Source organism: Pseudomonas gingeri (genome assembly GCF_013385425.1).
Classification (GTDB): Bacteria; Pseudomonadota; Gammaproteobacteria; order Pseudomonadales; family Pseudomonadaceae; genus Aquipseudomonas; species Aquipseudomonas gingeri_D.
The window spans coordinates 110,371-134,836 of sequence record NZ_JACAQA010000032.1; the positions used below are offsets into that span (position 1 = coordinate 110,371).

At 60.2% G+C, this 24,466-nt stretch carries 20 protein-coding genes; 2 read left to right on the forward strand and 18 right to left on the reverse strand.

Annotated features, from left to right (window positions below; all coding sequences use genetic code 11):
* Positions 1–82: 82 nt before the first annotated feature.
* Both HX830_RS28225 and HX830_RS28230 read right to left on the reverse strand, forming a co-directional pair.
* A complete protein-coding gene (locus tag HX830_RS28225; RefSeq protein WP_152736567.1) occupies positions 83–1,705 on the reverse strand; it encodes an MFS transporter in 1,623 nt (540 codons plus the stop codon).
* Positions 1,706–1,806: 101 nt separating this feature from the next.
* Positions 1,807–3,456 (reverse strand): GMC family oxidoreductase, encoded by a 1,650-nt coding sequence (locus HX830_RS28230; RefSeq protein WP_177103969.1) that lies wholly within the window; start codon positions 3,454–3,456, stop codon positions 1,807–1,809.
* 137 nt (positions 3,457–3,593) lie between these two features.
* On the opposite strand from HX830_RS28230, the gene HX830_RS28235 reads away from it, so the two are divergent.
* On the forward strand, positions 3,594–4,481 hold the full coding sequence (locus HX830_RS28235) for a LysR family transcriptional regulator (protein ID WP_177103971.1): 888 nt from the start codon (positions 3,594–3,596) through the stop codon (positions 4,479–4,481).
* Between the two features lie 111 nt (positions 4,482–4,592).
* On the opposite strand, the gene HX830_RS28240 is transcribed toward HX830_RS28235, so the two are convergent.
* The 14 genes from HX830_RS28240 to HX830_RS28305 form a co-directional block, all read right to left on the reverse strand.
* A complete protein-coding gene (locus HX830_RS28240) occupies positions 4,593–5,465 on the reverse strand; it encodes a DUF3800 domain-containing protein (protein ID WP_152736869.1) in 873 nt (290 codons plus the stop codon).
* Positions 5,466–5,532: 67 nt separating this feature from the next.
* Positions 5,533–6,801, reverse strand: a complete 1,269-nt coding sequence (locus tag HX830_RS28245; protein ID WP_152736570.1) for a TerC family protein — start codon at positions 6,799–6,801, stop codon at positions 5,533–5,535.
* Between the two features lie 25 nt (positions 6,802–6,826).
* Positions 6,827–8,065, reverse strand: a complete 1,239-nt coding sequence (locus HX830_RS28250) for an NRAMP family divalent metal transporter (RefSeq protein ID WP_218171416.1) — start codon at positions 8,063–8,065, stop codon at positions 6,827–6,829.
* Between the two features lie 71 nt (positions 8,066–8,136).
* Complete coding sequence (gene hflC, locus HX830_RS28255; protein WP_103497181.1) at positions 8,137–9,018, reverse strand: protease modulator HflC; 882 nt, start codon at positions 9,016–9,018, stop codon at positions 8,137–8,139.
* Complete coding sequence (hflK, locus tag HX830_RS28260; RefSeq protein ID WP_177103984.1) at positions 9,015–10,070, reverse strand: FtsH protease activity modulator HflK; 1,056 nt, start codon at positions 10,068–10,070, stop codon at positions 9,015–9,017. Before hflK ends, hflC begins: the two co-directional genes overlap by 4 nt.
* 187 nt (positions 10,071–10,257) lie before the next feature.
* Entirely contained in the window at positions 10,258–11,325 is a 1,068-nt protein-coding gene (locus tag HX830_RS28265; RefSeq protein ID WP_103497180.1) for a protein-glutamate methylesterase/protein-glutamine glutaminase, read from the reverse strand.
* The gene (locus tag HX830_RS28270) at positions 11,294–11,812 is read right to left on the reverse strand and encodes a chemotaxis protein CheD (RefSeq protein WP_256350731.1); all 519 of its coding nucleotides are present in this window, start codon (positions 11,810–11,812) and stop codon (positions 11,294–11,296) included. The genes HX830_RS28265 and HX830_RS28270 overlap by 32 nt, the downstream gene beginning before the upstream one ends.
* 14 nt (positions 11,813–11,826) lie before the next feature.
* Positions 11,827–12,633 carry a CheR family methyltransferase gene (locus HX830_RS28275; RefSeq protein WP_152736573.1) on the reverse strand — a complete coding sequence of 269 codons (807 nt, stop codon included), beginning with the start codon at positions 12,631–12,633 and terminating at the stop codon, positions 11,827–11,829.
* Between the two features lie 22 nt (positions 12,634–12,655).
* Positions 12,656–13,189: a chemotaxis protein CheW gene (locus HX830_RS28280; RefSeq protein ID WP_103497177.1), complete on the reverse strand. Its 534-nt coding sequence runs from the start codon at positions 13,187–13,189 to the stop codon at positions 12,656–12,658.
* Between the two features lie 41 nt (positions 13,190–13,230).
* Positions 13,231–14,892, reverse strand: a complete 1,662-nt coding sequence (locus HX830_RS28285; RefSeq protein WP_103497176.1) for a methyl-accepting chemotaxis protein — start codon at positions 14,890–14,892, stop codon at positions 13,231–13,233.
* A complete protein-coding gene (locus tag HX830_RS28290; RefSeq protein WP_177103988.1) occupies positions 14,889–17,147 on the reverse strand; it encodes a chemotaxis protein CheA in 2,259 nt (752 codons plus the stop codon). Before HX830_RS28290 ends, HX830_RS28285 begins: the two co-directional genes overlap by 4 nt.
* A 58-nt stretch (positions 17,148–17,205) precedes the next feature.
* A complete protein-coding gene (locus HX830_RS28295; protein WP_177103990.1) occupies positions 17,206–17,505 on the reverse strand; it encodes an STAS domain-containing protein in 300 nt (99 codons plus the stop codon).
* Positions 17,506–17,547: 42 nt separating this feature from the next.
* Entirely contained in the window at positions 17,548–17,916 is a 369-nt protein-coding gene (locus HX830_RS28300) for a response regulator (RefSeq protein WP_040071872.1), read from the reverse strand.
* 9 nt (positions 17,917–17,925) lie between these two features.
* Entirely contained in the window at positions 17,926–19,137 is a 1,212-nt protein-coding gene (locus tag HX830_RS28305; protein WP_152736574.1) for a methyl-accepting chemotaxis protein, read from the reverse strand.
* 354 nt (positions 19,138–19,491) lie between these two features.
* Between HX830_RS28305 and HX830_RS28310 the strand changes: the two genes are divergently transcribed.
* Positions 19,492–20,751, forward strand: a complete 1,260-nt coding sequence (locus HX830_RS28310; protein WP_177103992.1) for a sensor histidine kinase — start codon at positions 19,492–19,494, stop codon at positions 20,749–20,751.
* 177 nt (positions 20,752–20,928) lie between these two features.
* Here HX830_RS28310 and gyrB read toward each other — a convergent pair whose 3' ends face one another.
* A complete protein-coding gene (gyrB, locus tag HX830_RS28315; RefSeq protein ID WP_103497171.1) occupies positions 20,929–23,346 on the reverse strand; it encodes a DNA topoisomerase (ATP-hydrolyzing) subunit B in 2,418 nt (805 codons plus the stop codon).
* 4 nt (positions 23,347–23,350) lie between these two features.
* Complete coding sequence (gene recF, locus HX830_RS28320; protein WP_100939924.1) at positions 23,351–24,454, reverse strand: DNA replication/repair protein RecF; 1,104 nt, start codon at positions 24,452–24,454, stop codon at positions 23,351–23,353.
* Between the last annotated feature and the right edge of the window lie 12 nt (positions 24,455–24,466).

Here is a 24,466-nt window from a genome sequence, read left to right on the forward strand (position 1 = left end):
GGGGCCCGCAAGGACGCTAAAAGCTTCGCGGGCAAGCCCTGCGCCTACAGGTTTCGTGGTGTCTGCAAAGTCGTCGGCAACCTCAGACCTTGTCCAGATCCACGCCCTTGGTTTCCTTCAGGCAGAACAACCCCACCACCAGGCTGACTCCGGTGACCAGCACCGGGTACCACAGCCCATAGAAGATATCCCCGGTGTAGACCACCAGCGCAAAGGACACCGTGGGCAGGAACCCGCCGAACCAGCCGTTGCCGATATGGTAGGGCAGCGACATGGAGGTGTAGCGGATGCGCGTCGGGAACAGCTCGACCATCACCGCCGCCAGCGGGCCATAGGTCATGGTGGCAATCAGAATCAGCAAGACGATCAGCAGCACCACCATCGGCTCATTCACTGACGCGCTATCGGCCTTGGCCGGATAACCCGCCGTGGTGATTGCCGAACGCATCGCCGCTTCGTCGTACCCGCTGATCTTCTGTTCTCCCACCGAGACCGTCACATTCGTCCCCGGTGCCGCGGCTTGCGAGCTGTAGGGCAAGCCCTGCTTGACCAGGAAGGTCTTGACCTTGTCGCACGGGCTGTCGAAACGCGCCTTGCCCACCGGGTCGAACTGGAAGGTGCAGCTCGCCGGATCGGCCAGCACCACGATCGGTGCCTGGCGGCTGGCCGCGTCGATCTGCGGATTGGCGTAATGGCTCAAGGCTTTGAACAGCGGGAAATAACACACGGTCGCCAGCAACAGGCCGAACATCAGGATCGGCTTGCGACCGATCTTGTCCGACAGCCAGCCGAACAGCACAAAGAACGGCGCACCGATCACCACGCTGATGATCAGCAGGGTATTGGCCTGGGTCGGGTCCATCTTGAGCATCTGGGTCATGAAGAACAGCACGTAGAACTGCGCGGTGTAGAAGGTCACCGCCTGCCCGGCGTTGATGCTGAAGAGGGCGGTCAGGACGATCTTCAGATTCTGCCAGGAGCCGAAGGATTCACGGATCGGCGAGCGGCTGACCTTGCCCTGGGCCTTCATTTTCACGAAGGCCGGCGACTCGTGCATGCTCAGGCGGATCCAGGTGGAAATCGCCAGCAGGAAGATCGACAGCAGGAACGGCAGGCGCCAGCCCCAGACTTCGAACTGATCGCCACTGATATAACGGCTGGCGAGTACCACCAGCAGGGACAGCAGCAGGCCCAGGGTCGCGGTGGATTGAATCCAGCCGGTATACGAACCGCGTTTGCCGGTCGGCGCGTGCTCGGCCACGTAAGTCGCGGCGCCGCCGTATTCACCGCCGAGCGCCAGGCCCTGGAGCATGCGCAGCAGGACCAGGATGATCGGCGCGGCGATGCCGATGCTGGTGTAGGTCGGCAACAGGCCGACGGCAAAGGTGGAAAGGCCCATCAGGATGATGGTCATGAGGAAGGTGTATTTGCGCCCGATCATATCCCCCAGGCGCCCGAATACCAGGGCGCCGAAAGGCCGGACCAGGAAGCCCGCGGCAAAGGCCATGAGGGCGAAGATAAACGCCGTGGTGTCGTTGACCCCTGCAAAGAACTGCTTGCTGATCACGGCCGCCAGGGCGCCATAGAGAAAAAAGTCATACCACTCGAAAACCGTCCCGAGGGATGACGCAAAAATGATCTTTCGTTCTTCCCGGCCGGTGTTCGCAATAACGCGCACGGGCTGTTGCTCGATGTAGTCCGACATTTGCCATGTCCTCGGCCCTGGGGGCCACAGTGATTATTGTTGTTGTTCCACTGTGGATTCCGGCTGACCGCCACCGGAATCCGCTTTTTGCTGTATGGATGCTAGGTGCCCGCCGGGATCTGCGCTGCTTGAATATCAGAAATGGCCGAGACATCCGCCAGAATCATCTGCGCCGCCTTCTCGGCAATCATCACCGTCGGCGAACAGGTATTGCCGGAGACGATGTTCGGCATGATCGACGCATCGGCAACCCGCAACCCCGGCACGCCGTGCACCCGCAGCCGGGCATCCACCACATCCAGCGCGCCATTGCCCATCCGGCAGGTGCCCACCGGGTGAAAGATCGTCGTACCGATCCGCGCGGCCGCCTCATGCAACTGTTCTTCGGTTTGCAGCGCCGCCCCGGGCAGGTATTCCTCGGGTTTGAAGCGTCGCAGGGCAGGGGAGTCGACAATGCGCCGGGTCAGCCGGATCGCCTCGGCCGCGACTTTCAGATCCTCGGGATCGCTCAGGTAATTCGGATCGATCAAGGGCGCCACATCGGGATCAACCGAACGAATATCGATCCGCCCCCGGCTCAAGGGGCGCAGGTTGCATACCGAAGCGGTGAAGGCCGGGAACCGATGCAGCGGTTCGCCGAAGCGCTCCAGCGACAAGGGCTGCACGTGGTACTGCAAATTGGCCGAGGCCCGCTCCGGCGAGGACTTCACGAACGCCCCCAACTGGCTGGGAGCCATGGCCAACGGACCACTGCGGTCGTAGAGATAACGCAGGCCCATGCCGACTTTGCCCCACAGGCTATTGGCGACCTGGTTGAGGGTGCGGGCATTGCTGAGTTTGTAGATCAGGCGCAATTGCAGATGGTCCTGCAGATTGCCGCCGACACCCGGCAGTTCGTGACGCACCGCGATGCCGAGGTTTTCCAGCAAGGGTCGCGGGCCGATGCCCGAACGCTGGAGAATGCCGGGAGAACCGACCGAACCGGCGCACAGGACAATCTCGCGCCGAACATTGAACACATGTTCCTCACCCTGCCAGCGCGCGACGACGGCACAGGCGCGGCCGTTTTCCAGGTTCACCCGGTCAACCTGGACACCGGTCAGGATCGTCAGGTTGGGACGCTTGAGGATTGGCCGCAAAAAAGCTTTCGACGAATTCCAGCGCACACCGGAACGCTGGTTGACCTGAAAGTATCCACAGCCCTGATTATCGCCCGCGTTGAAATCGCTGACGCTGGCAATACCGTTTTCTGCGGCGGCATCGCGGAAGGCATCGAGGATAGGCCAGGAATAGCGCTGCTGTTCGACCCGCCACTCGCCCTGGTCGCTGTGGAATTCGCTGGCACCGCCAAAATGGTTTTCGCTGCGCTTGAACAACGGCAGGACATCGTTCCAGGCCCAGCCCGGATTACCTTGCGCGGCCCAGCGATCATAGTCGCCGGCCTGGCCACGCATATAGATCATGCCATTGATCGACGAGCTGCCGCCCAGCACCTTGCCGCGCGGGTAGCCGAGGCTGCGACCTTGCAGGCCGGGTTGCGCTTCGGTCTTGAAGCACCAGTCGGTACGGGGATTGCCGATGCAGTAGAGATACCCCACCGGCACATGAATCCAGGGGTAGTTATCCTGGCCGCCGGCTTCGAGCAGCAGGACATTTTTCTGCGGGTCGGCGGACAGCCGATTGGCCAGCACACAGCCAGCGGGCCCGGCACCGACTATCACGTAGTCATAGGGCAGGTGGGCGGATGACATAGGCAACCTCGCCTTTTTTATTGTTCTTGTCTCCCTTCATGTTATTGATTAGTTTCGAGATGAAAACCTTCGTTTTTGCGCAAGTACTGTGCGTTTTCAAGCAAGGCCGTGAACCCCGTGATTCACAAGGAAGCCCCATGTTCGACTGGAACGACCTGCGTTTTTTTCTCGAGCTGCAGCGCAGCGGACGTCTGCTGACCGCGGCCAAGCGCCTGAACACCACCCACAGCACCGTGGCCCGGCATATCGAGACCATCGAGCAGAGCCTGGGCACCGCGCTGTTTGTCCAGCATGCCCAGGGCTACGAACTGACGCCCTCGGGCCAGGCCTTGCTCAAGCATGCCGAGGCCATGGAAAACGTTGCCTTGCTGGCCCAGGAGGAAATCACCCAGGCCATCGCGCCCCTGGGCAAGATTCGCCTGGGAGTGACCGAAGGGATCGGCATCATGTTTCTCACCCCGCGCATGGGCAGCCTGTACGAACGTTATCCGGGACTGGAAGTGGAACTGGTGGCAGTGCCGCGTTTCGTCAGCATCCTCAACCGCGAGGCGGAAATCAGCATCCACCTTGACCGACCGAATGCCGACCTGTTGATCACTCGCAAACTGACCGACTATCGCCTGGCGCTGTATGCCAGCCCGGACTACCTCGCCCGGGCGCCGACCTTGCAGCACCGGGATGATCTGTCGCAGCACAACTGGATCGGCTATGTCGACGACCTGCTGTTCAGCGAGGAGCTGCTGTTCCTCAACAACTTCTGCCGCACACCGAATGTGATTTTTCGCAGCACCAGCGTCATAGCCCAGCAACAGGCGGCGCGGGCCGGGCTGGGCATTGCGGTATTACCCAACTATATGGCCAAGGGCGACCCGCAGCTGGTGCGCGTGCTCCCGGAGGAGACCATCCAGCGCAGCTACTGGATCAGCACCCGACGGGAATTGCACAAGTCCGTGCGCTTGCGGGTGGTGTGGGATTTTCTGCTGGCATTGTGTGCGAGTGAGCAGGGTGTGTTGCTATCGCAATAAGAAGCGTATTCGGCCAACTACTGTGCATCATTGACAGTCAGGAGCTGCCAACCTAGACTTTGCGCCAAGTGGACTGGGGGATCCTGGTCGGCGTCGTAGCCTCGGTGAGTTTCATCGGGGCTTTTCGCTTTCTAGAGTAGGAAAAATCTTCAGCCCCCAATTTTCAAACCCTGCTCCCGCGTTCTCCCGGCCACCACTGCAGTAGAACTTTCGCTTGAGCACATCGAACGCTCGGTTCTCTTGCCCTGCGCGTAATACGCTCATTCCAATCGGCCTGGCAACAAGATCAGCCAATTGCAAGCCGGTGGAATTAACTTGTTTGGTTGCAAAAATTATTTCAAAGGGAAGTTGTATATTCAACTTATTGGCGGCGTCGCACATACGGCGAAACTCCAACTCTAATTCGTTATCTTCCTTTTTCCCTCTACGCTCAAAAATGACGTGCGTTAAAACGCCAGTCTGTCGCTTTTCCTCTAAAAGCTCGTAAAGGGTCTCCAGACAGAAGCCCAGCGCCAGATGGTAGGGGTTCTGGCTAGTACCCTGCTTTTCGCGCAACCTCATCTTATCAACCACGCAACTGATCAATATGAAGTTACTCGTATCAATGATGCTGGTCAGTTCGTCGAGGAATTCGTTTTTATGTTGTCGCGAGACAAACAAACTGGAAAAAGCGCCTTTTTCTTTTCGTATTTCCAACTCATGAAGCCCAATTAAATCATGCCCCATGTGGTTGAATTTGAATTTTTGCAAGGCAGGAATTACCGTCTCGCAGTAGTATCGCTTATGAAATATGCAAAAAGCCAGTACCAACATTGGATAATTTGCGTCTAGCCTCTGCATTCCATGATCACCGCTTTCGTCAACGTAAACGATAAAGTCACTATATTTCCCAGACACTGTAGGTAATTTCCCAAGACCAAACTCTGACTTACTTTCTCGTTCAAAGAGAGGGAGTTTTTTGGAGGGCAAGGTAGTATTTGACATCGAGTGATCGCTCCCCTGATTTTTCTTCAAGTGGAACACACTCTCAGTTCCTGCCCACCTCGATCACCTAGTCTTTTTTGAAACAAACCATTTGCGAAAAGCTCCCCCCATTGATACGAATGGAGGTGGCATCGTCATTGGTAATTTCCTGGGGCGGCGTAAAGCCGAGCATCGACGAGGCCCGGGTTGAATTGATCCACTCCAGCCGGCCCTTGATCAGGGCGCCATCAAGCGAACCGGCGCTGCTGTGGATACGCACGGTGTCCTTGCCATGCTGGTAGAAGAAGACGAACGGCCCGTTCAAACCAGGACACTCGTAGCTGCTCAACAGCCTGGGCGTCGGCATGTAGCCGCTCTTGATGATGCCGACATAGATCACCGAATAACCGATATACCCCAGCAACGGAACCGCCGCCAACGCCCCGACCCAGTACCATCGGCGCTTGCGGCTCAGTTCGTCCGGCACAGGCTCGACAGGCGAGTTATCCACAGGCAGGACCGTCTCGGGAGGGAGCAACTCGGCGGACAGGGGCTCACGCCCCCCGGAAATATCCTCCTGCGCTTCAACCACCCGAACCACGCTGGCCACCATCGGTTCGGCGAGCACAGGCTCATCCATGCGGGCATGGCGCAAAACCGGCTCGGGCCTGGGCAGCAAACGCAGGTTGCGCTGGATGATCCGGCTCTCCACCAACACAAAAATCGCACAGGCCAGCGGCATCGCCAACACCAGGCCCGGTGCCTGGGTCGCCACCCAATCGGCGATCAGCGGGTCGGACATGCCGATATCCCCGGCGACCCAGCCCAACAAGGCACCGCCCGCCGGGATCAACCAGGGATAACGCTTGAACAACCCGGTCACAAACAAACTGCCGTACATCAACATCGGGATGCTCAGCAGCAACCCCAGCACCAGAATCCCGATGTTGTCCTGGGCGACGGCGGCCAGGGCCACCACATTGTCCAGGCTCATGGTCAGGTCGGCAAAGACGATAAGCCCGACCACCGACCAGAGCGTCGACCCCGAACGCTGCGGCAAGTGTTCGGCGTCTTCTTCCCCCACCAACAACTTGATGGCAATGACTACCAGCGCGACCATGCCTGCCAGTTTCAGGCAAGGCACCTTGAGCAACAGGCTGATCACCGAGGTGAACAGGATCCGCAACCCGACCGCCACGCCCATCCCGGCGAACAGCGCCTGGCGCATCTGCCGGGCCGGCAGGTGGCGGCAGGCCAGGGCGATGACCACGGCATTATCGCCGCTCAGCAGCAGGTCGAGCAGGAACACCTGCAACGTCAGGTTGATCCCCTGCATACCGGTATCCAAGCCGATCATCTTGCCGCTCCCGCAACCATCGTCATCAATTCAACAAACCTCCTACACCACAGAACAGACCTGCCAGGGAGGCAAATCCGAATACCAGGCCCACCACCCGCGCATACCAGCCCTGTAACCTGAACGCGCCGGCCAACTGCGTACGGGCCAGCCAATAGAGCAGGCCGAGTACCGCCGGCAGCAACAATGCGTTGACCACCCCGGTGAAGATCGACAGTTCGACCAGATTGACCCCGGAACCCACCAGCACCCCGGCCCCCAGCAACATGGCACCGAATGCCGCGTAGAACCAGGGGGCGTCGGCGGGACGCTGCTCCAGGGAATGCCGTCGGCCAGTGGCCTCGCCGACGCCCCAGGCCACGGTCAGGCAAACCACGATGGTGGCCACCAGCGCGCCCCCGGCCAGCCCCATTGCAAAAACCCCGCGCCCGACAGTCTGGCCCAGGGAAGCGGTAAAGGCATCGGCCAGTTGCGGCACGCTGGTCAAGGTGAAGGACGCGTCGGAGCGGTTGAAACACGCCGCCGCGGCAATCACCACGGCAGCCGTGAGAATCTGGCAGAGGGTCGCGCCGAGAAAGGTTTCGATGCGCGCCGCTTTCAGGTGCCGGGCGCCCAGGCCTTTGTCGATCAGCGCCGACTGTTGGTAGAACACCGTCCACGGCATGACGCTGGTACCCAGGTTGGCGGCCACCAGGTAAAGGTAGGAACTGTCGTGAAATGGCATCTGGTACCACTGCGCCGCGATTTGCCGAGGGTCAGGGTGAGCGTTCCAGGCCACGGCGATAAAGGCCACGCCGAACAGGCCCAGGCAAATCGCAATACGTTCGACACCCTGGTAGGAGCCGGTACAGACCATCGCGAAAATCAGCACCACCAACGCGCCGATGGTTTCCCATAGCGGTACGCCGAACAGCTCGCCGACCCCGGCCAGTCCGCTCAATTCGGTGACCAGGGCACCGAAACAACTGAGCACCAGCGTTGCCAGGGACAACAACGCAATGCCACGACCAAACCGCAGGCGCACCAGTTCACCGAAGCCCTTGCCCGTTCCCAGCCCCAGGCGGATCGAGAGTTCCTGGGCGGTATACAGCAACGGAATAATGAGGAACTGCAGCAACAGCAGCCGATAGCCCCATTGCGCACCGCTCTGCGCGGCGGTGATCACGCTGCCGGCCTCGGTGTCCGCCAGCATCACCACCAGCCCCGGACCGACGGCGGCGGCCATCAGGCGCAGCCGGCTCGAGCGGATTGAAATGCTTGGCATCATGTCTGTTCCCGGCTCATGGCGTGCGTCCGTAGATGGCGAAAATTCCGTTCATCGACCCTCGGCGGGCGTCAGGGTCGGCTATTCACCTGCGGGCCACTTTTGAAATCCTTGAGGAACGCCGTATCCGGTGACAGCACCAGCGTCGGCGCGGACTCGGACAAGGACTGCCGATAGGTCTGCAGGCTGCGGTAGAGCTTGTAGAACTCGGGGTCCTTGTTGAACGCCTGGGACGAGATCTGGTTCGCCAGGGCATCGGCTTCACCATGGGTGATGCGGCTTTGCCGTTGCGCCTCGGAGATCAGCACCGCCCGTTCCCGCTCGGCATTGGCCTGGATCTGTTGCGCCCACTCGAAGCCCTGGGCGCGAAGCTCCTTGGCCTCGCGCTGACGCTCGGACTTCATCCGGTCATAGATCGCCTGGCTGGTTTCGAACGGCAGGTCGGCGCGATGAAAACGCACTTCGGTGACCTCGATGCCCAGGGGCCTGGCCTTCTCCACCACCTCGCTCTGGATATGCTCGACAATCTTCGGCCGCTCGGCGGACAACAGCGACTTGAGCATCACCTGCCCCAGCTCGCGGCGCAGCGACGAGCTGACCAACTGGGCCAGTTGCGCATTGGCCTGGTCCACCGTACGCAGGGCCTGATAGAAACGCAGCGGGTCGACGATGCGATAACGCGCATAGGTTTCCACCTCCAGGCGTTTCTGGTCACCGAGGATCACCTGCTCGGAAGGCGGTGCCAGGGTCAGGATGCGGGTGTCGTAATAGATCACGGTGTCGATCAACGGCACCTTGAGTTTCAGCCCCGGCGTACGCACCGGCGCGGTCGGCGCGCCGAGCCGGACCACCAGGGCCTGCTGGGCTTCATCGACGGTATACAGCGAGGCGCCGAGGGTCCACAGGACAACCAGCGCGAGGATCACCAGGGCCATACGAATCCGCGGTTTCATCGGGTCTGCTCCTTGGCCGGGCGCTTGTCCTGTTCCGACAGCGGCATATAGGGCACCACGCCCGAGACACCTTTGCCGGAGGTATCGATGATCACCTTGGAGGCTTTTTTCAGCACTTCATCGGTGCTTTCCATATACAGGCGCCAGCTGGTCACCTCCTTGGCCTGTGCATAACTTTCGTACACCGCCAGGAAGCTTTTCGCGTCGCCTTCGGCCAGATTGACCGCCTGGGCCTTGTAGGCCTCGGCTTCCTGGTTGATATGGGACGCTTCGCCCCTGGCCCGCGGAAGAATGTCGTTGGCGTAGGACTCGGCCTCGTTGCGCGCGCGCTCCTGGTCGGCCCGGGCCCGCTGCACATCGTTGAACGCATCGATCACCGCCGGTGGCGGATCGACGCGCTGCAACTGGATCTGGGTGATCAGCACGCCGGCTTTTTCATCGTCGAGCAAGCCTTGCAACAAGGTCTTGGTTTCCTCGGCGATCTCCTGGCGCTTGTCCGACAGGGCCGCCTGGATCGGCGTACGCCCGATCACTTCACGCAGGGCACTCTCGGCGGCCAGCTTGATGGCGAATTCGGGCTTGTCCATGCTGAACAGAAACTGCCCGGCGTCCTTGATCCGCCAGAACACCGCGCAATCGGCCTCGACGATATTCTCGTCGCCGGTCAGCATCTGCTTGTCGCGGGACAGGCTGCTGTCGTTCAGGCCGAGCGCGGGAGCGTGGCCCAATTGCAGCTGGTTGACCGTGGTGACCTTGGGCAGCAACACCGTTTCGATAGGGAAGGGCAGGTGGTAATGCAAACCCGCCTCGGTGGTGTCGACCCATTTGCCGAAGCGCAGGACGATACCTTGCTCGTCGGGCTGGACCTTGTAGATGCCACCGACGATCCAGACAAACGCCAGCAACCCGACCACCAGTGCCAGACCTTTGCCTTGCAGTCCCGTGAGGGCAACGAAACGATTGGCTTTGAGGCCCATCGCGCGGGCTTGCTCGCCCAATGAGGCGGAAGACTTTTCCGGTTCCAGGGGAGTCAAGGGCTGCGGGTCGGACATGGTCTTATCCTGGAGGCGGCTGGCCGGGGAAACGGATCAAAGATTCTATTACTAAATATTGCGCAACATCATACAGCCGAGTCCTGAATGACTCCTGACTTGGCGCAATGATTGAAGCGCCTGGATGGCAAATGTGCTGATTGGGAAATATTCCCAGGAGAAGAGCTGGAACCGGAGTGAACCCAGGCTACTTGCCCAGCACCGCCAGATGCATGTCTTGCAAGGACAGGACACGTTTGGCGGCACCCAGCTTGATGGCTTCCCTGGGCATGCCGAACACCACGCAACTGGCCTCGTCCTGGGCCACGGTCGCGGCACCGGCATCGGCCATTTCCTTGAGGCCACGGGCACCATCGTCGCCCATGCCGGTCATGATGATGCCGGTGGCGTTCTTCCCGGCGAACTTGGCTACCGAGCGAAACAGCACATCCACCGACGGCCGATGGCGATTGACCAGCGGGCCGTCCGCCACCTGCACGTGGTAGTAGGCGCCGTTACGCACCAGCATCATGTGCTTGCCGCCCGGGGCGATCAGCGCCAGGCCGGGCAACACCCGATCATTGTTCTGCGCCTCGCGGACTTCAATCTGCGACAGTCCGTTGAGGCGCTGGGCAAAGGAGGCGGTGAATTTCTCCGGCATATGCTGAACGATGACGATCCCCGGGCAGACTCTGGGCAGCACGGTGAGCAGCGCCTCCAGTGCCTGGGTCCCACCCGTGGACGTGCCGATGGCGACAATGCGCTCGGTGGTCTGGGCCATCGCCTGGCTGCCGGCCGCCGACAACATCGCATCGGCGCTCAGCTTGCTGGCCACCTCAAGTCGTGGCGCCGCCGCGCGCGGGGCGAGGTTCCTGACATTGGCACCGGCCGCGCCACGAACGGCGCCGAGCAGATGGGCGGCGGACTCCAACAGGAAGTTCTTAACGCCGCCTTGTGGCTTGGTGATGATATCCACAGCCCCGGCCGCAAGCGCCTGCAAGGTGGTCTCGGCGCCGCGTTCGGTCAGCGAGGAGCAGATGACCACCGGGGTGGGGCGCTCGGCCATGATCTTTTTCAGAAAGGTGATGCCGTCCATGCGGGGCATTTCCACATCCAGCACAATCACGTCCGGCCAGGCCTTGGCCATTTTATCCATGGCGAAGATCGGGTCGGCGGCGACCGTCACCTCGATATCCGGTGCCTGGCCGAGGATCGCCATCAGCACTTGACGGACCACGGCGGAGTCATCGACCAGCAATACGCTTATTTTTTTCATGACTGCCTTCCACCGTTTGCAAAGAGAGATGCCGAACCCAGACAGCACCGCTCCAAGTGTCGAAGACCAGGTTGCGGTGCCCGGTTCCCCCCAGGTCCATGGCACTGGGTGACAAGTGCAGACGCTCGGCGATTTGGGTGACGGCCGCGCAGTTCAGACCGGCGATATCACCGGCGGCATGATCGCGTGACTGGTGGGGAAACATCTCACCGCCACCAAACAACTTCAGTTGATACTCGCGGGCCTCACTCCGGTAGCCCTGAATGTGCAGCATCAACCATTCAAAGGCTTCGTCGACATAACTGCCGTCCAGGGCCTCGCCGCGCTGCTGGCGACCGGGCAGCAGACAATGGGATATCCCGCCGAGCTTGCGCACCGGATGCCAGACAATCATCGAGACACAAGAGCCCAACAGGGTATGGATACGGGTAGGGCTGTTGCGAAAGCACAGGCTTCCGGGAGCCAGGTAGATTTCTTCGACGTCCATGGCGATAGCGGCCTTCATGGCTTTTGATAGATGGAAGGAGCCACCAGCTTGAACGCGTCGCTGACGCCGTGCAGGCTTTCCGAGTGGCTGATGATGAAATAACCGCCACGCCGCAGAAACGGCAAGAGACGGTTGACCACTTTGCGCTTGGTCTCCTGATCGAAGTAGATCATTACGTTACGCAGGAAAATGACCTCGAACTCCCCCAGTTGCGGCAGGGTGTCGTTCAGATTGACCTGGATAAAGCTCACCCGCTGACGCAGGCTCTTGTCGATCAGGAAGGTGCCGCTCTGCTGACCAACGCCCTTGAGGCAATAACGGCTCAGCAACGCGGACGGCAGGTTGCTCGCCCGCTCCATCGGATAGTGCCCGCTGCGGGCCTTGGCCAATACCTGGGTGCTGATATCCGAGCCGATCACCTCCCACGGCGTACTGCCCAGGCCCTCGGCCAGGGTCATGGCCAGGCTGTAGGGTTCTTCGCCCGAGGAGCTGGCCGCGCTCCACACCCGGAAGGTCTTTCCCGGCGCGGCGCGGGGCAATACCTGTTGGCGCAGGAAGTCAAAGTGCTTGGGTTCGCGGAAGAAGTAGGTCTCGTTGGTGGTCAACAGGTCGAGGGCCACCTGCAGCTCACCAGCGTTCTCCTTGCCCATGATCAGTTTGAAATAGGCATCATAACTGTCCAGTTCGTGATGCTTGAGGCGCTTGAACAGACGCCCGGCGACCAGGGCCTTTTTCGCGGCCGACAAGCTGATGCCCGCCGCCCCGTAGAGCCAGGTCTGGAACTGGGTGAATTCGCGATCCTCGAGCTTGATGCCGTTCAACCTGACGCTCCTTCTTCACCACTCACGGCACCGGGTGTATGTGGCTACCACCGGCCTCCGCCAACTGCGACATCTCATCCACCGACAACACCCGGTCAACGTCCAGGACGATGACGAACTTGCCTTCGACCTTGGCCATGCCACTGATGAAATCGGCGCGAATGCGCGCACCGAAGCTCGGCGGCGGTTCGACCTCGGCCGCCGGAATTTCCAGCACCTCGGACACCGTGTCGACCAGCAAGCCGATATCCTGGGCCCGGCCGTCATCATCGCTGGCTTCGATAATCACCACGCAACTGCGCCGGGTCACGCTCGAACACTGCTGCCCGAAGCGCGCGCCCAGGTCCACCACCGGCACCACGGCACCCCGCAGGTTGATCACGCCACGGACGAAGGCGGGCATCATCGGCACTGGCGTGACATGGCCGTACTCGATGATTTCCTTGATTCCCAGGATGCCGATGGCGAACATTTCGCCGGCCAGCAGGAACGTCAGGTACTGCGCCTCCTGCGTTGGCACCGCCACCGCCTGGCGGGTAGTCATTAATGCACCCATGTTGCTCTCCTGCATGAAAAGGGTCCGCGTCCAGGCGTCGCTCAGAACCGGGTGAATTCACTTTCGTCGGGGCCGACGGCCTGGGCGAAACTCTTGTGCAGGGCCGGTTGCGGTGCCCGTACGACCGATCGCGCCATGCCACCGGCCGCGCGCGATTTGCCTTGCGCCACGTTCACGCTCGCATTGGCCGCCTCCAGCGTGAAAAAGCTCATCGCCTGCTGCAGCTGTTCAGCCTGGCTGCTCATCTCTTCGGCCGTGGCGGCCAGCTCTTCGCTGCTTGAAGCATTTTGCTGAGTGACCTGGTTGAGCTGGTTCATCGCGGTATTGATCTGCGCCACGCCGGCGGCCTGTTCTTCGGAGGCGGCGGTAATTTCCTGGACCAGATCGGAGGTCTTGTTGATCGACGGCACCATCTCGTTCAACAAATGCCCGGCCCGTTCGGCCATTTCGACACTGCTGGTGGACAGCTCGCCGATCTCCTGCGCGGCCACCTGGCTGCGTTCGGCCAATTTGCGTACTTCCGCCGCCACCACCGCGAAGCCCTTGCCATGTTCTCCCGCCCGCGCCGCTTCAATGGCCGCGTTCAAGGCCAGCAGGTTGGTCTGGTAGGCAATGTCGTCGATGATGCTGATGCGCTGGGCGATCTTCTTCATCGCCTGGACGGTCTGCTGCACGGAGTCGCCGCCATCGGTGGCTTCCTTGGCCGCCTTGCTCGCCATGCCGTCGGTGACCTTGGCGTTCTCGGTGTTCTGGTTGATGCTGGCGCTCATCTGCTCGACGGAGGCACTGGTCTCCTCGACACTGGCCGCCTGCTCGCTGGTGGCCTGGCTCATGGACTGCGCGGTGGCGCTGACTTCCTCGGACGCGCTGGCCAGGTTGTCGGCGGCGGTACGCACTTCGCCGATAATCTGCGAGAGCTTGCCGACCATGGTCTGCATCGCCGTAAGCACCTGACCGGTCTCGTCCTTGGAACCCGATGCAATGGTTACCGCCAGATTACCCTCGGCCAACTGGCCGGCAACACCGGCAGCGGCTTTTAGCGGGGTGGCAATGATCCGCGAAATGAACAACGCCAGGGCAATGCCAATGAGCAAGGCCACGATCACCGCGGCCATGATCGACATCCGTCCGTTGGCGTAGATCTCGTTACCCCGTTGATTGGCGGCCGTCGCCCCGGTGTCGTTGAGTTCGATTATTTTCAGCAGATCGGCGGATATCAATTCGAAGGTTCGCTTCGAGTCCCCCCTGAGAACAGCCATGGCTTGCTCGCGCCCACCCTCCTGCCGGGACTCGGCGAGCATCTTCTTGCTGCTGGCCAGGTAGGTCTCCCAGTCGTTCTTGAACGTATCGAACAGCGCTTGTTCCGCGGGGCCGGAAATCAGGCCGTCCTTCTCATAGCGGACAATGCGGGTGTCAACCTCCTTGCGGGCATCGGTAGTCTCTTGTTCATACTGAGCTCGCTCCGTCGAATCTTCGGCCAACAGATAACGAATCTCCTTGATCCGATAGTTGGCGACAAAAAACCGAATGCCCGAGGACAGGCGCACGGAGGGCAGCCAGTTGTCGCGCATGTCGGTGGCCGTCTGGTTGACCTGGCCCAGTTGAATGACAGCAAATGCTCCCATCAGCGCCATCAGGACCAACACCAGCAGAAACGAAGCGATGAGCTTGGTTGCTATTCTCAGATCGTAGAACCATTTCATTGAAGAGCCCCTCCATGTGCGGTGTGGTTGGCTGAGTTGCCAGGTTTGCTATCGGTCAAGGAATAAGCAGCGGCTTGCCGGGTTTCACGCTGGACCAGTTCCCCCAGCAACGCCGGAACATCGAGAATCAGCGCGACCTCGCCGCTGCCCAGAATGGTGGAGCCACTGATGCCACGCAGTGCATTGAACAGCTTGCCGAGGGGCTTGATGACGGTCTGGAATTCCCCCAGCAGCTCATCGACCACCAGTCCGGCCTTTTGCTCGGCACAACGGACCACCACCACGTTCTCGCGGCGAAGACTGAGCCCGGCATGATCGAAGTGGTCGCGTAAGCGCACCAGCGGCAGGACTTCCCCGCGCAGGTCCAGGTAGTTGTTACCCGCCAGATTCTGACGCTGCCCGGCACTCAACTCGATGCACTCCTGGACCATTTCCAGCGGCACCACGTAGTGGATCTGGCCGATGCCCACGAGGAATCCGTTGATGATCGCCAGGGTCAACGGCAGGCGGATACGAATGACCGTGCCTTGTCCGGGTTGGCTATCCAGATCCACCGTGCCACGCAAGAGGGTGATGTTGCGCTTGACCACATCCATGCCCACGCCGCGCCCGGACAGGTTGGTCACCGCTTCGGCGGTGGAAAACCCTGCTTCGAAAATCAGATTGTAGATTTCCTGGTCCGTCAGGTTCGCCCCGACAGGGACCAGGCCGCGCTCGACGGCTTTTTGCAGAATCCGGTCGCGGTTCAGCCCGGCGCCGTCGTCGGCGATTTCCAGGACAATGCTGCCCGAATCGTGAAAGGCGTTGAGCTGCAACCGGCCCTTGGCGGGCTTGCCGGCGGCCTCGCGCAGCGACGGGGATTCGATGCCGTGATCCATCGCATTACGCAGCAGGTGCATCAGCGGATCGCCGATTTTTTCCACCACGGTCTTGTCCAGCTCGGTATCGGCACCGCTGATCAGCAGTTCGATGTCCTTGCCCAGTTCCTGGCTGACATCCCGGACCACTCGGCGGAAACGGTTGAAGGTGTCGCCGATGGGGATCATCCGCAGGTGCAACGCGCCGTCGAGGATTTCCTCCACCAGTCCCGACACCACCGAAGTGGATTCCTGCAACGGCCCGTTCGAGCTGCCGCGCGCCAACAGGTTGGCCCCGGCGCTGGCGATGACCAGTTCGCCCACCAGATTGATCAGCTCGTCCAGCTTGTCGGCATTGACCCGGACAAAGCGAGCCTCGACCACCGTAGCCTGGGGGGGCTGCTCGCGCTGCCGGCCCTGTTTTTCCAGTGCGGACTGCACCACGGCCGGTTCGACCACCCGTTGTTCAATCAGGATTTCCCCCAGTGGCATGGCCGCTGTCCCGGCCGCCTCGGCATGCTCGCGCTGGGCGCGCAAACCGTCTTCCAGTTCCTTGGTCGTCAGTGCGCCACATCGGGTCAGGATTTCCCCCAGTCGAGCCGGTTCTTCAGGCAGTGCGTTGATAAGTCGCAGGTACTCTTCCATTCGACTGTGGGGCGCCAGGATATGGATCTGGCAGTCGTCACGCACGAAATCGAAGGCCTCGGCGATGGTTTCACGGCTGGCATCGGAATCAAGGTCGATCTCGAAGCCCAGGTGACAGCTCTCGGCATCGAACAGCTCCAGGGCGGGCAGGGTATCGGCGAGAGTGACGATATGGACGATCTCGCCCAGGGTATTCAGGTAGCGAAGAAAGGACAGCGGGTCCATGCCATTGCGAAACACATCCGCGCCGAAACGCAGGGAAATGTGCCAATAGCCGGAGCTGACCGAGTCCTGGCCGGGTACCGGCTGGGCCACCGGGATATCGATCAATGCCGGCACCACAGACGCCGCCCGGACGGCCTGGTACTTCTGCAATCCCTGGCGCAGCGCCACCTCACGCTCCTGGGCGCTGTCGCTCATCGCCTCACCCGCGCCGGCCACGACCTCAACCAGCTCCAGCATATGGTCGGCACTTCTGAGCAGCAGGGCGATCAACTCGCCATCGACCTGGATGGCCCCGTCGCGCAAGCGATCGAGCACGTCTTCGACGATATGGGTAAACCCGACGATGGGGCTCAAGCCGAACAGTCCGGCGGACCCCTTGATGGTATGCGCCGCACGGAAGATCGCGCCGATGGCATCGTTGTCATCGGGTTCGGACTCCAGCTGCAACAACGATGACTCCATGTCCTGAAGCAGCTCGCGTGCTTCGACGATGAAAGTCTGCTGTGCCTGGTCGAGATTGATCGTCACGATAGAGTCCTTTTTATCGCCCCGGGGTCAGAGAACCGCGGAAGCTTGTAGCCCTGGATCACGGCTGCCCCAGCGTCCCGCCCAGGTCGCAGAGTTCGAATACCTCAAGCACTGCCGGGCTGTGTCCGCTCAGTTGCAGCGCAACGCCCGTACGCAAGGTTTCACGCTTGGCGAGCATCAACAGTTGCAGGCCCGCGCCATCGATTTCAGTGACCTGCGAGAGGTCGATCTCCAGGGGGCTGCCCAGCGTCAGGAATGGCGCCAGTTCCCCATAGAGTTCTGCGGCGGTATAGATGGTCATCTCGCCTTCGATCCCCAGGTGTGGAGTCGAAGTGTCTGCTTGGAAAATGATCGGCATGCGCGAATCTCCCTGTTTGCCCGGTCCTGGTAGTGCCCGGGCTCAGGGCAGGATCAGCTTGGATACGGCGGCGAGCATCTGCGCCGGCTGGAACGGCTTGACCACCCAGGCCCGTGCCCCCGCAGCCTGTCCCTCCTGCTTCTTGCTTTCCTGGGATTCGGTGGTGAGCATGATGATCGGGGTGAATTTGTAGCTGGGCAGCTTTTTCACCTCCTTGACGAAGGTGATGCCGTCCATGTTCGGCATGTTCACATCGCTGATGATCAGGTGAATTTTCTGCCCGGTCAGCTTGCCCAGGGCGTCCTTGCCGTCACTGGCTTCGATTACGTCGTATCCCGCGCTTTTGAGCGCGATGCTGACTACCTGACGAACACTGCTTGAATCGTCGACCACCATTACATTTTTTGCCATGACCGGCTCCTAAAAGAAGGTGATTTCCTGGGTACTCGTGGGTTTATTGACGTTGACCTTGCCCGTGCGGTGATTGCGCCGCTGTTCATCGGTGGCGTAGGTCAGCTCCATTTCCGCCAGCCAGGCGGGAGCATCGACCACCACCGTGGAACCCGGCACCTGGGCTTCGCGCAAGTGACGGAGCAGGGCTTCCATGTTGTTGCGGACCTGGGCGAGGATCTGGCTGACCCGGTCCTGGAATTGCAGGTTGACCAGCACTTCGGTGACCTCGTCGCGAATCCCCAGGCCTTCGCGTTGCAGCAGGGCCGCGGATTCGGAGAGTTGGCCGGTGATGCTCTTGAAGCGTTCCAGGACGCCCTGGATGCTGGCTTCCGACTCGGCCACCGAATCCTTGTCGTGATCGGTACTGCTGGCCGCGGCCTCCACCAGTTGGGTGATGGCGCCGTTGATGATGTCGACCTTGGCGGACATTTTCTGCCCGGTTTCGCTGGATTGGCTGGATAGGGTCCGCACCGCATCGGCCACCACGGCAAAGCCACGCCCGGCTTCCCCGGCGCGGGCGGCTTCAATGGCGGCGTTGAGCGCCAGCAGGTTGGTCTGCTGGGCGATGGCCGCCACTTCACCGGCCATGGCCCGCAGTTCGCCGGTGTAGCCGGTGAGGTTGCGGACCTGTACCAGCATCTCGTCGCGACTTTTCTGAATGGTTTTGAGCGACTCGATCACATGCAGCAACTCGGCATCGCTCTGGGCCAGGACCTCCAATGCACTGCCCTGGTTGTGGTCGGCCAGATCGCCCGCCGTCGCCTGGGAGTTATCAACGGTCTGTTGCAGATGTTCGGCAATGGCGCTGAAACGGCTGGTCAGTTCAATGATGGCGGTTTCGGTCTCGGTGCGTGAGCTTTCGATTTGCCGGGACCAGATGGGAATGGCTTCGAGGCAGACCGCCTCCAGGCCACCGGTGGGTGCCGTGTCGGTGGTGGTCTGGGCGGCTTGGGTGTCACTCAACATCCGGGCCGATAATTGCCGGTAGTGGCGCTGGCTCAGGAATCCAACGAAACCGCCCACCAGCAACAAGCCGGCCGACCAGGCCAGGTTGGCGGGACGCCAGTCGCTCAGCAGCAGCACGCACACAGCACAGGCAGCGGGGACCAGGGGCATCCAAAAGAAAGCGCCGGCCTGGGGGATAGGCCGCAAAGTCTGCAGATTGTCGGATGACGACATGGGGTTCCTCCCTGACTCAGTTGAACAAAGCTCCACTGAACAACAAGATTATCCGCCATGACCCGGACCTGCTTGAGCATGGCACAGGGTCAGTCGTCGGATAGTGGTAAAACGTCCAATTTCGGGATAAGGCACAATGCCATCTACCAGCACAGACCCTAGAGTGTAGACGGGCTTGCTGAATACAAAAGAGGAAATTTGCTTTAAATCGTGAAGAGAGGCACATCACCAACGCGCAACCGGGTGGCTATCACGGACAGAATTGATATCTCGACTACATTTCATGTGATGCAGGATCCGAAGGCCACGCTCCAGAGTCACGGACGCAGTACATGACGAGATGGGAGAACCGTAATGGATTACCTGACCAACTTATTGCGTTCCGACGGATTCATGCCCCATGGGCACTGCTATTTATGGATACCTGAACTGCTGTGGACGAATATTATTTCGGACACCCTGATTGCGTTTGCCTATATGACGATCCCGATCACCCTTGTCTACTTTATCCGGAAAAGGCGTGATATCCCGTTTGACTGGATGTTCGCTGCCTTTGGGGTATTTATCCTCGCGTGTGGCAGCACCCATGTAATGGAGATATGGACCATATGGCATCCCAGCTACTGGCTCTCGGCCCTGATCAAAGCCATTACCGCGGTCGCCTCCTGTATCACCGCCATACTCCTGATCAAACTGATCCCTGCGGCACTGCTGATCCCGAGCCCGCAACAGCTGGCCAAGGTCAATGACGAATTGAGAAACACCCATGCCAAACTGGTTTCCACGGCCCGTCAGGCAGGCATGGCAGAAATCGCCACCAACGTGCTGCATAACATCGGTAATGTCCTCAACAGTGTGAATATATCGGCGGAACTGGTCAGCAGCCGGGTGCGCGGCTCCAAAGCCCAGGGGCTGGGCAAGGTGGCTCATCTGATGAGCGAACACGTCGACGATTTGAGCGACTTTCTTACCGGTGACCAGAAAGGAAAGATGCTGCCCGACTATCTGCTCAGGCTGGCGGAGGCCATCACAGCGGAGCGAGAGGCGATTATCGAAGAGCTGGATCAGCTCACCAAAGGTATCAACCATATCAAGGGTATCGTCGCGGCCCAACAGGCCTACGCCGGAGCGTCCAGTTTGCTCGAGCCGGTACAGCTAAAGGATCTGTTTGAGGAAGCGCTGAAGATAAGCGCCCCTCCGCATGAGGTGACGGTGCTGAGGGAGTTGGCCGAAGTGCCCGTGCTGTCGCTGGACAAGCGTCGGGTGCTGGAAATACTGATCAACCTCATCAACAACGCCAAGCATGCAATGAGCGGAGTACCCGGACGGCAACACCAGATCATCTTGCGCGTGCATTGGGAGCCAGGAAAAAGCGTTCAGATCCAGGTCGTGGACAACGGCGAGGGCATTGCAGCGGAAAACCTGATACGTATCTTTTCCCATGGATTCACCACTCGCAAAGACGGCCACGGCTTTGGCCTGCATAGCTGCGTGATGGCCGCACATGAAATGGGCGGTAGTTTGACCGTGCGTAGCGAGGGGGTGGGTAAGGGGGCGACCTTTACGCTTGAAATCCCGATAAAAATAACAACGGAGTCTTGGTGCGCAGGGTAGACAGCGTCGGCAGAAAGTCGGCCCGTTGCATGAGCAGACTGCCAATCTCTAATTTCGGCGCATTTTCAGCCGATGGCACGGCAACGATTTCCTGCAACCTGATCCCGAAATGCTTTACCAAACCAAAAAAAAAGGCCAATGCTAAGCATTGGCCTTTTTCCATTTCTCGACACCCGATCAGAAATCCAGGTTCGACACCGCCAACGCATTGCTCTCGATAAAGTCACGACGTGGCTCTACCGCATCGCCCATCAGCGTGTTGAAGATCTGGTCCGCACCGACGGCGTCTTCGATCGTCACTTTCAGCATCCGGCGAACCGCTGGGTCCATGGTGGTTTCCCACAACTGGTCCGGGTTCATCTCACCCAGCCCTTTGTAGCGCTGGATGGTGTGGCGCTTGGTGCTTTCGGCCATCAACCAGTCCAGGGCTTCCTTGAACTCGGTCACGGCTTTCTTGCGTTCGCCACGCTGGATGTAGGCGCCGTCATCGAGCAAGGTGCTCAACTGCGCGCCCAGGGTCACAACGGTCTTGTAGTCGTTGCTGCCGAAGAAGTCGCGGTTGAAGGTGACGTAGTTGGACAGGCCGTGGGAGATCAGTTCGACCTCCGGCAGCCAGACGTTACGTTCACGGTCTTCGCGCAGGCTGGCTTTGTAGACCAGGCCGGACTTCTCGTTCAGACGCAGACGGACTTCGTACTTGGCCAACCATTCCTGCATCGCGGCGTGATCGCCCAACTGCTCCAGGCTCACCGCCGGCAGGTAGATGAAGTGCTCGGTCAGTTCCTGTGGGTACAGGCGCGACAGACGCTTGAGGGTCTTCATCACCATGCGGAAGTCATTCACCAGACGTTCCAGCGCTTCACCGGAAATACCCGGTGCGTCTTCGTTCAGGTGCAGGCTCGCATCTTCCAGGGCCGACTGCGTCATGTACTCTTCCATGGCGTCGTCGTCTTTGATGTATTGCTCTTGCTTGCCTTTCTTGACCTTGTACAACGGCGGCTGGGCGATGTAGATGTAGCCACGCTCGATCAGCTCCGGCAACTGACGGAAGAAGAAGGTCAGCAGCAGGGTACGGATGTGCGAACCGTCGACGTCGGCATCGGTCATGATGATGATGTTGTGGTAACGCAGCTTCTCGATGTTGTACTCGTCGCGGCCGATACCGCAACCCAACGCAGTGATCAGTGTGCCCACTTCCTGGGACGAGATCATCTTGTCGAAACGGGCTTTTTCCACGTTGAGGATCTTGCCCTTCAACGGCAGGATCGCCTGGGTGCGACGGTTACGACCCTGCTTGGCGGAACCGCCAGCAGAGTCACCTTCCACCAGGTAGAGTTCGGAAAGGGCAGGGTCTTTTTCCTGGCAGTCCGCCAGTTTGCCCGGCAGGCCGGCAATATCCAGCGCACCTTTACGACGGGTCATCTCACGGGCTTTACGCGCCGCTTCACGGGCACGGGCGGCATCGATCATCTTGCCGACCACCAGCTTGGCTTCGTTCGGGTTTTCCAGCAGGAAGTCCGAGAAGTACTTGCCCATTTCCTGTTCGACCGCGGTCTTCACTTCGGACGAGACCAGCTTGTCCTTGGTCTGGGAGCTGAACTTCGGATCCGGCACCTTGACCGAAATGATCGCGGTCAGGCCTTCGCGGGCATCGTCACCGGTGGTAGCGACCTTGTGCTTCTTCGCCAGGCCTTCCGCTTCGATGTAGGTGTTCAGGTTACGCGTCAGTGCGGAACGGAAACCCACCAGGTGAGTACCGCCATCGCGCTGCGGAATGTTGTTGGTGAAGCACAACAGGTTCTCGTTGAAGCTGTCGTTCCACTGCAGGGCGATTTCCACGCCGATGCCGTCTTCACGCTGGACGTTGAAGTGGAACACCTGGTTGACCGGGGTCTTGTTGGTGTTCAGGTATTCAACGAACGCCCGCAGGCCGCCTTCATACTTGAACAGCTCTTCCTTGCCGCTGCGCTCGTCCTTGAGGACGATGCCGACACCGGAGTTGAGGAAAGACAGTTCACGAATCCGCTTGGCCAGGATGTCCCAGCTGAAGTGGATGTTCTTGAAGGTTTCGGCGGAGGCCTTGAAGTGAATCTCGGTACCGGTGGTTTCGCTGTCGCCGACGGTTCGCATCGGTTCCTGTGGCACACCGTGGACGTAGGTCTGTTCCCAGATCTTGCCGCTGCGACGCACGGTCAGCACCAGCAATTCGGAGAGGGCGTTCACTACCGACACACCCACGCCGTGCAAACCGCCGGAGACTTTATAGGAGTTGTCGTCGAACTTACCGCCGGCGTGCAGCACGGTCATGATGACCTCGGCCGCGGAAACGCCTTCTTCTTTATGCACGTCTACCGGAATGCCGCGACCGTTGTCGCGTACGGTGATGGACTCATCCGGGTGGATGATGATGCTGATTTCGTCGCAATGGCCGGCGAGGGCTTCGTCGATGGAGTTGTCGACCACCTCGAACACCATGTGGTGCAGACCGCTACCATCATCGGTGTCGCCAATGTACATACCGGGACGTTTGCGTACGGCATCCAAACCTTTCAGCACCTTGATGCTGGTCGAGTCGTACGTATTTTCTTCGCTCATGCCTTCACTCCCGATGGTCGTGGGTCTGGGTGATACAGCCTTGTTCCACGTGGAACAAAGCGACTGGCGTTTCCGTCTGCCAGCCTTCCCTCAATAATTCGTGGTCTACACAGGTGATAAACACCTGGCAGCGTAAGTCTTCCAGCAAGCGACAGAGTGCACGACGGTGTTGCTCGTCCAGCTCGGACGGCAGGTCATCCACCAGATAAATACACTGACCGCGCCGGGCCTGACTGACCAGGTGCCCCTGAGCAATGCGCAAGGCACAGACCACCAGTTTCTGCTGACCCCGGGACAAGATGTCCGCGGCATTGTGTGCGCCCAATCGAAGACGCAAATCAGCTCGCTGTGGTCCGGCTTGGGTGTGACCCATTTGCTGGTCCCGGTGCAGGGAAGAGGCGAGCACGGCGCTCAGTTCCTTCTCTTTGTCCCAACCACGGTAATAGCTCAGCGTTAAGCCCTCGAGTTCGACTAGCTCGCTCAAGGTTTGCTCAAAGACTGGTTTCAAGACTTTGATGTAAGCGCGGCGGTACTCATCGATTTCGGCGCTGGCCAGGCACAGTTCCCGGTCCCAGGCCGCTTGCGAAGCGGCGTCAAGTGTACCATGCCGCAGCCATGAGTTCCGCTGCCGCAGGGCCTTCTGCAAGCGCTGCCAGGTCGACATGAAACGAGGTTCCACGTGGAACACACCCCAGTCGAGGAACTGTCGACGGATCTTCGGGGCCCCTTCGAGCAGGCGGAAGCTGTCCGGGTTGATCAGTTGCAGTGGCAGGATTTCCGCCAGTTGCGCCGCGCTCTTGGCGTTCTGCCCATCGATGCGGATCTGGAATTCGCCCTGGCGGTCCCGTGATATCCCCAACGCGCTGTGCCCGCCCTCGGCCAACTCCACCTGACCGAAGACCGTGCAGGCGAGTTGTTCGTACTGGATCACCGGTAGCAGACGGGTACTGCGAAACGAGCGCGCGAGCCCGAGCAGATGCAGCGCTTCGAGCACGCTGGTTTTTCCGCTGCCGTTGGCGCCGTAAAGGATATTGATACGCGGGGAGGGGGAGAAGGTCACCGGCTGCAGATTACGCACCGCGGTGACCGAAACACGACTGAGGGACATCTAGCGTTGGCT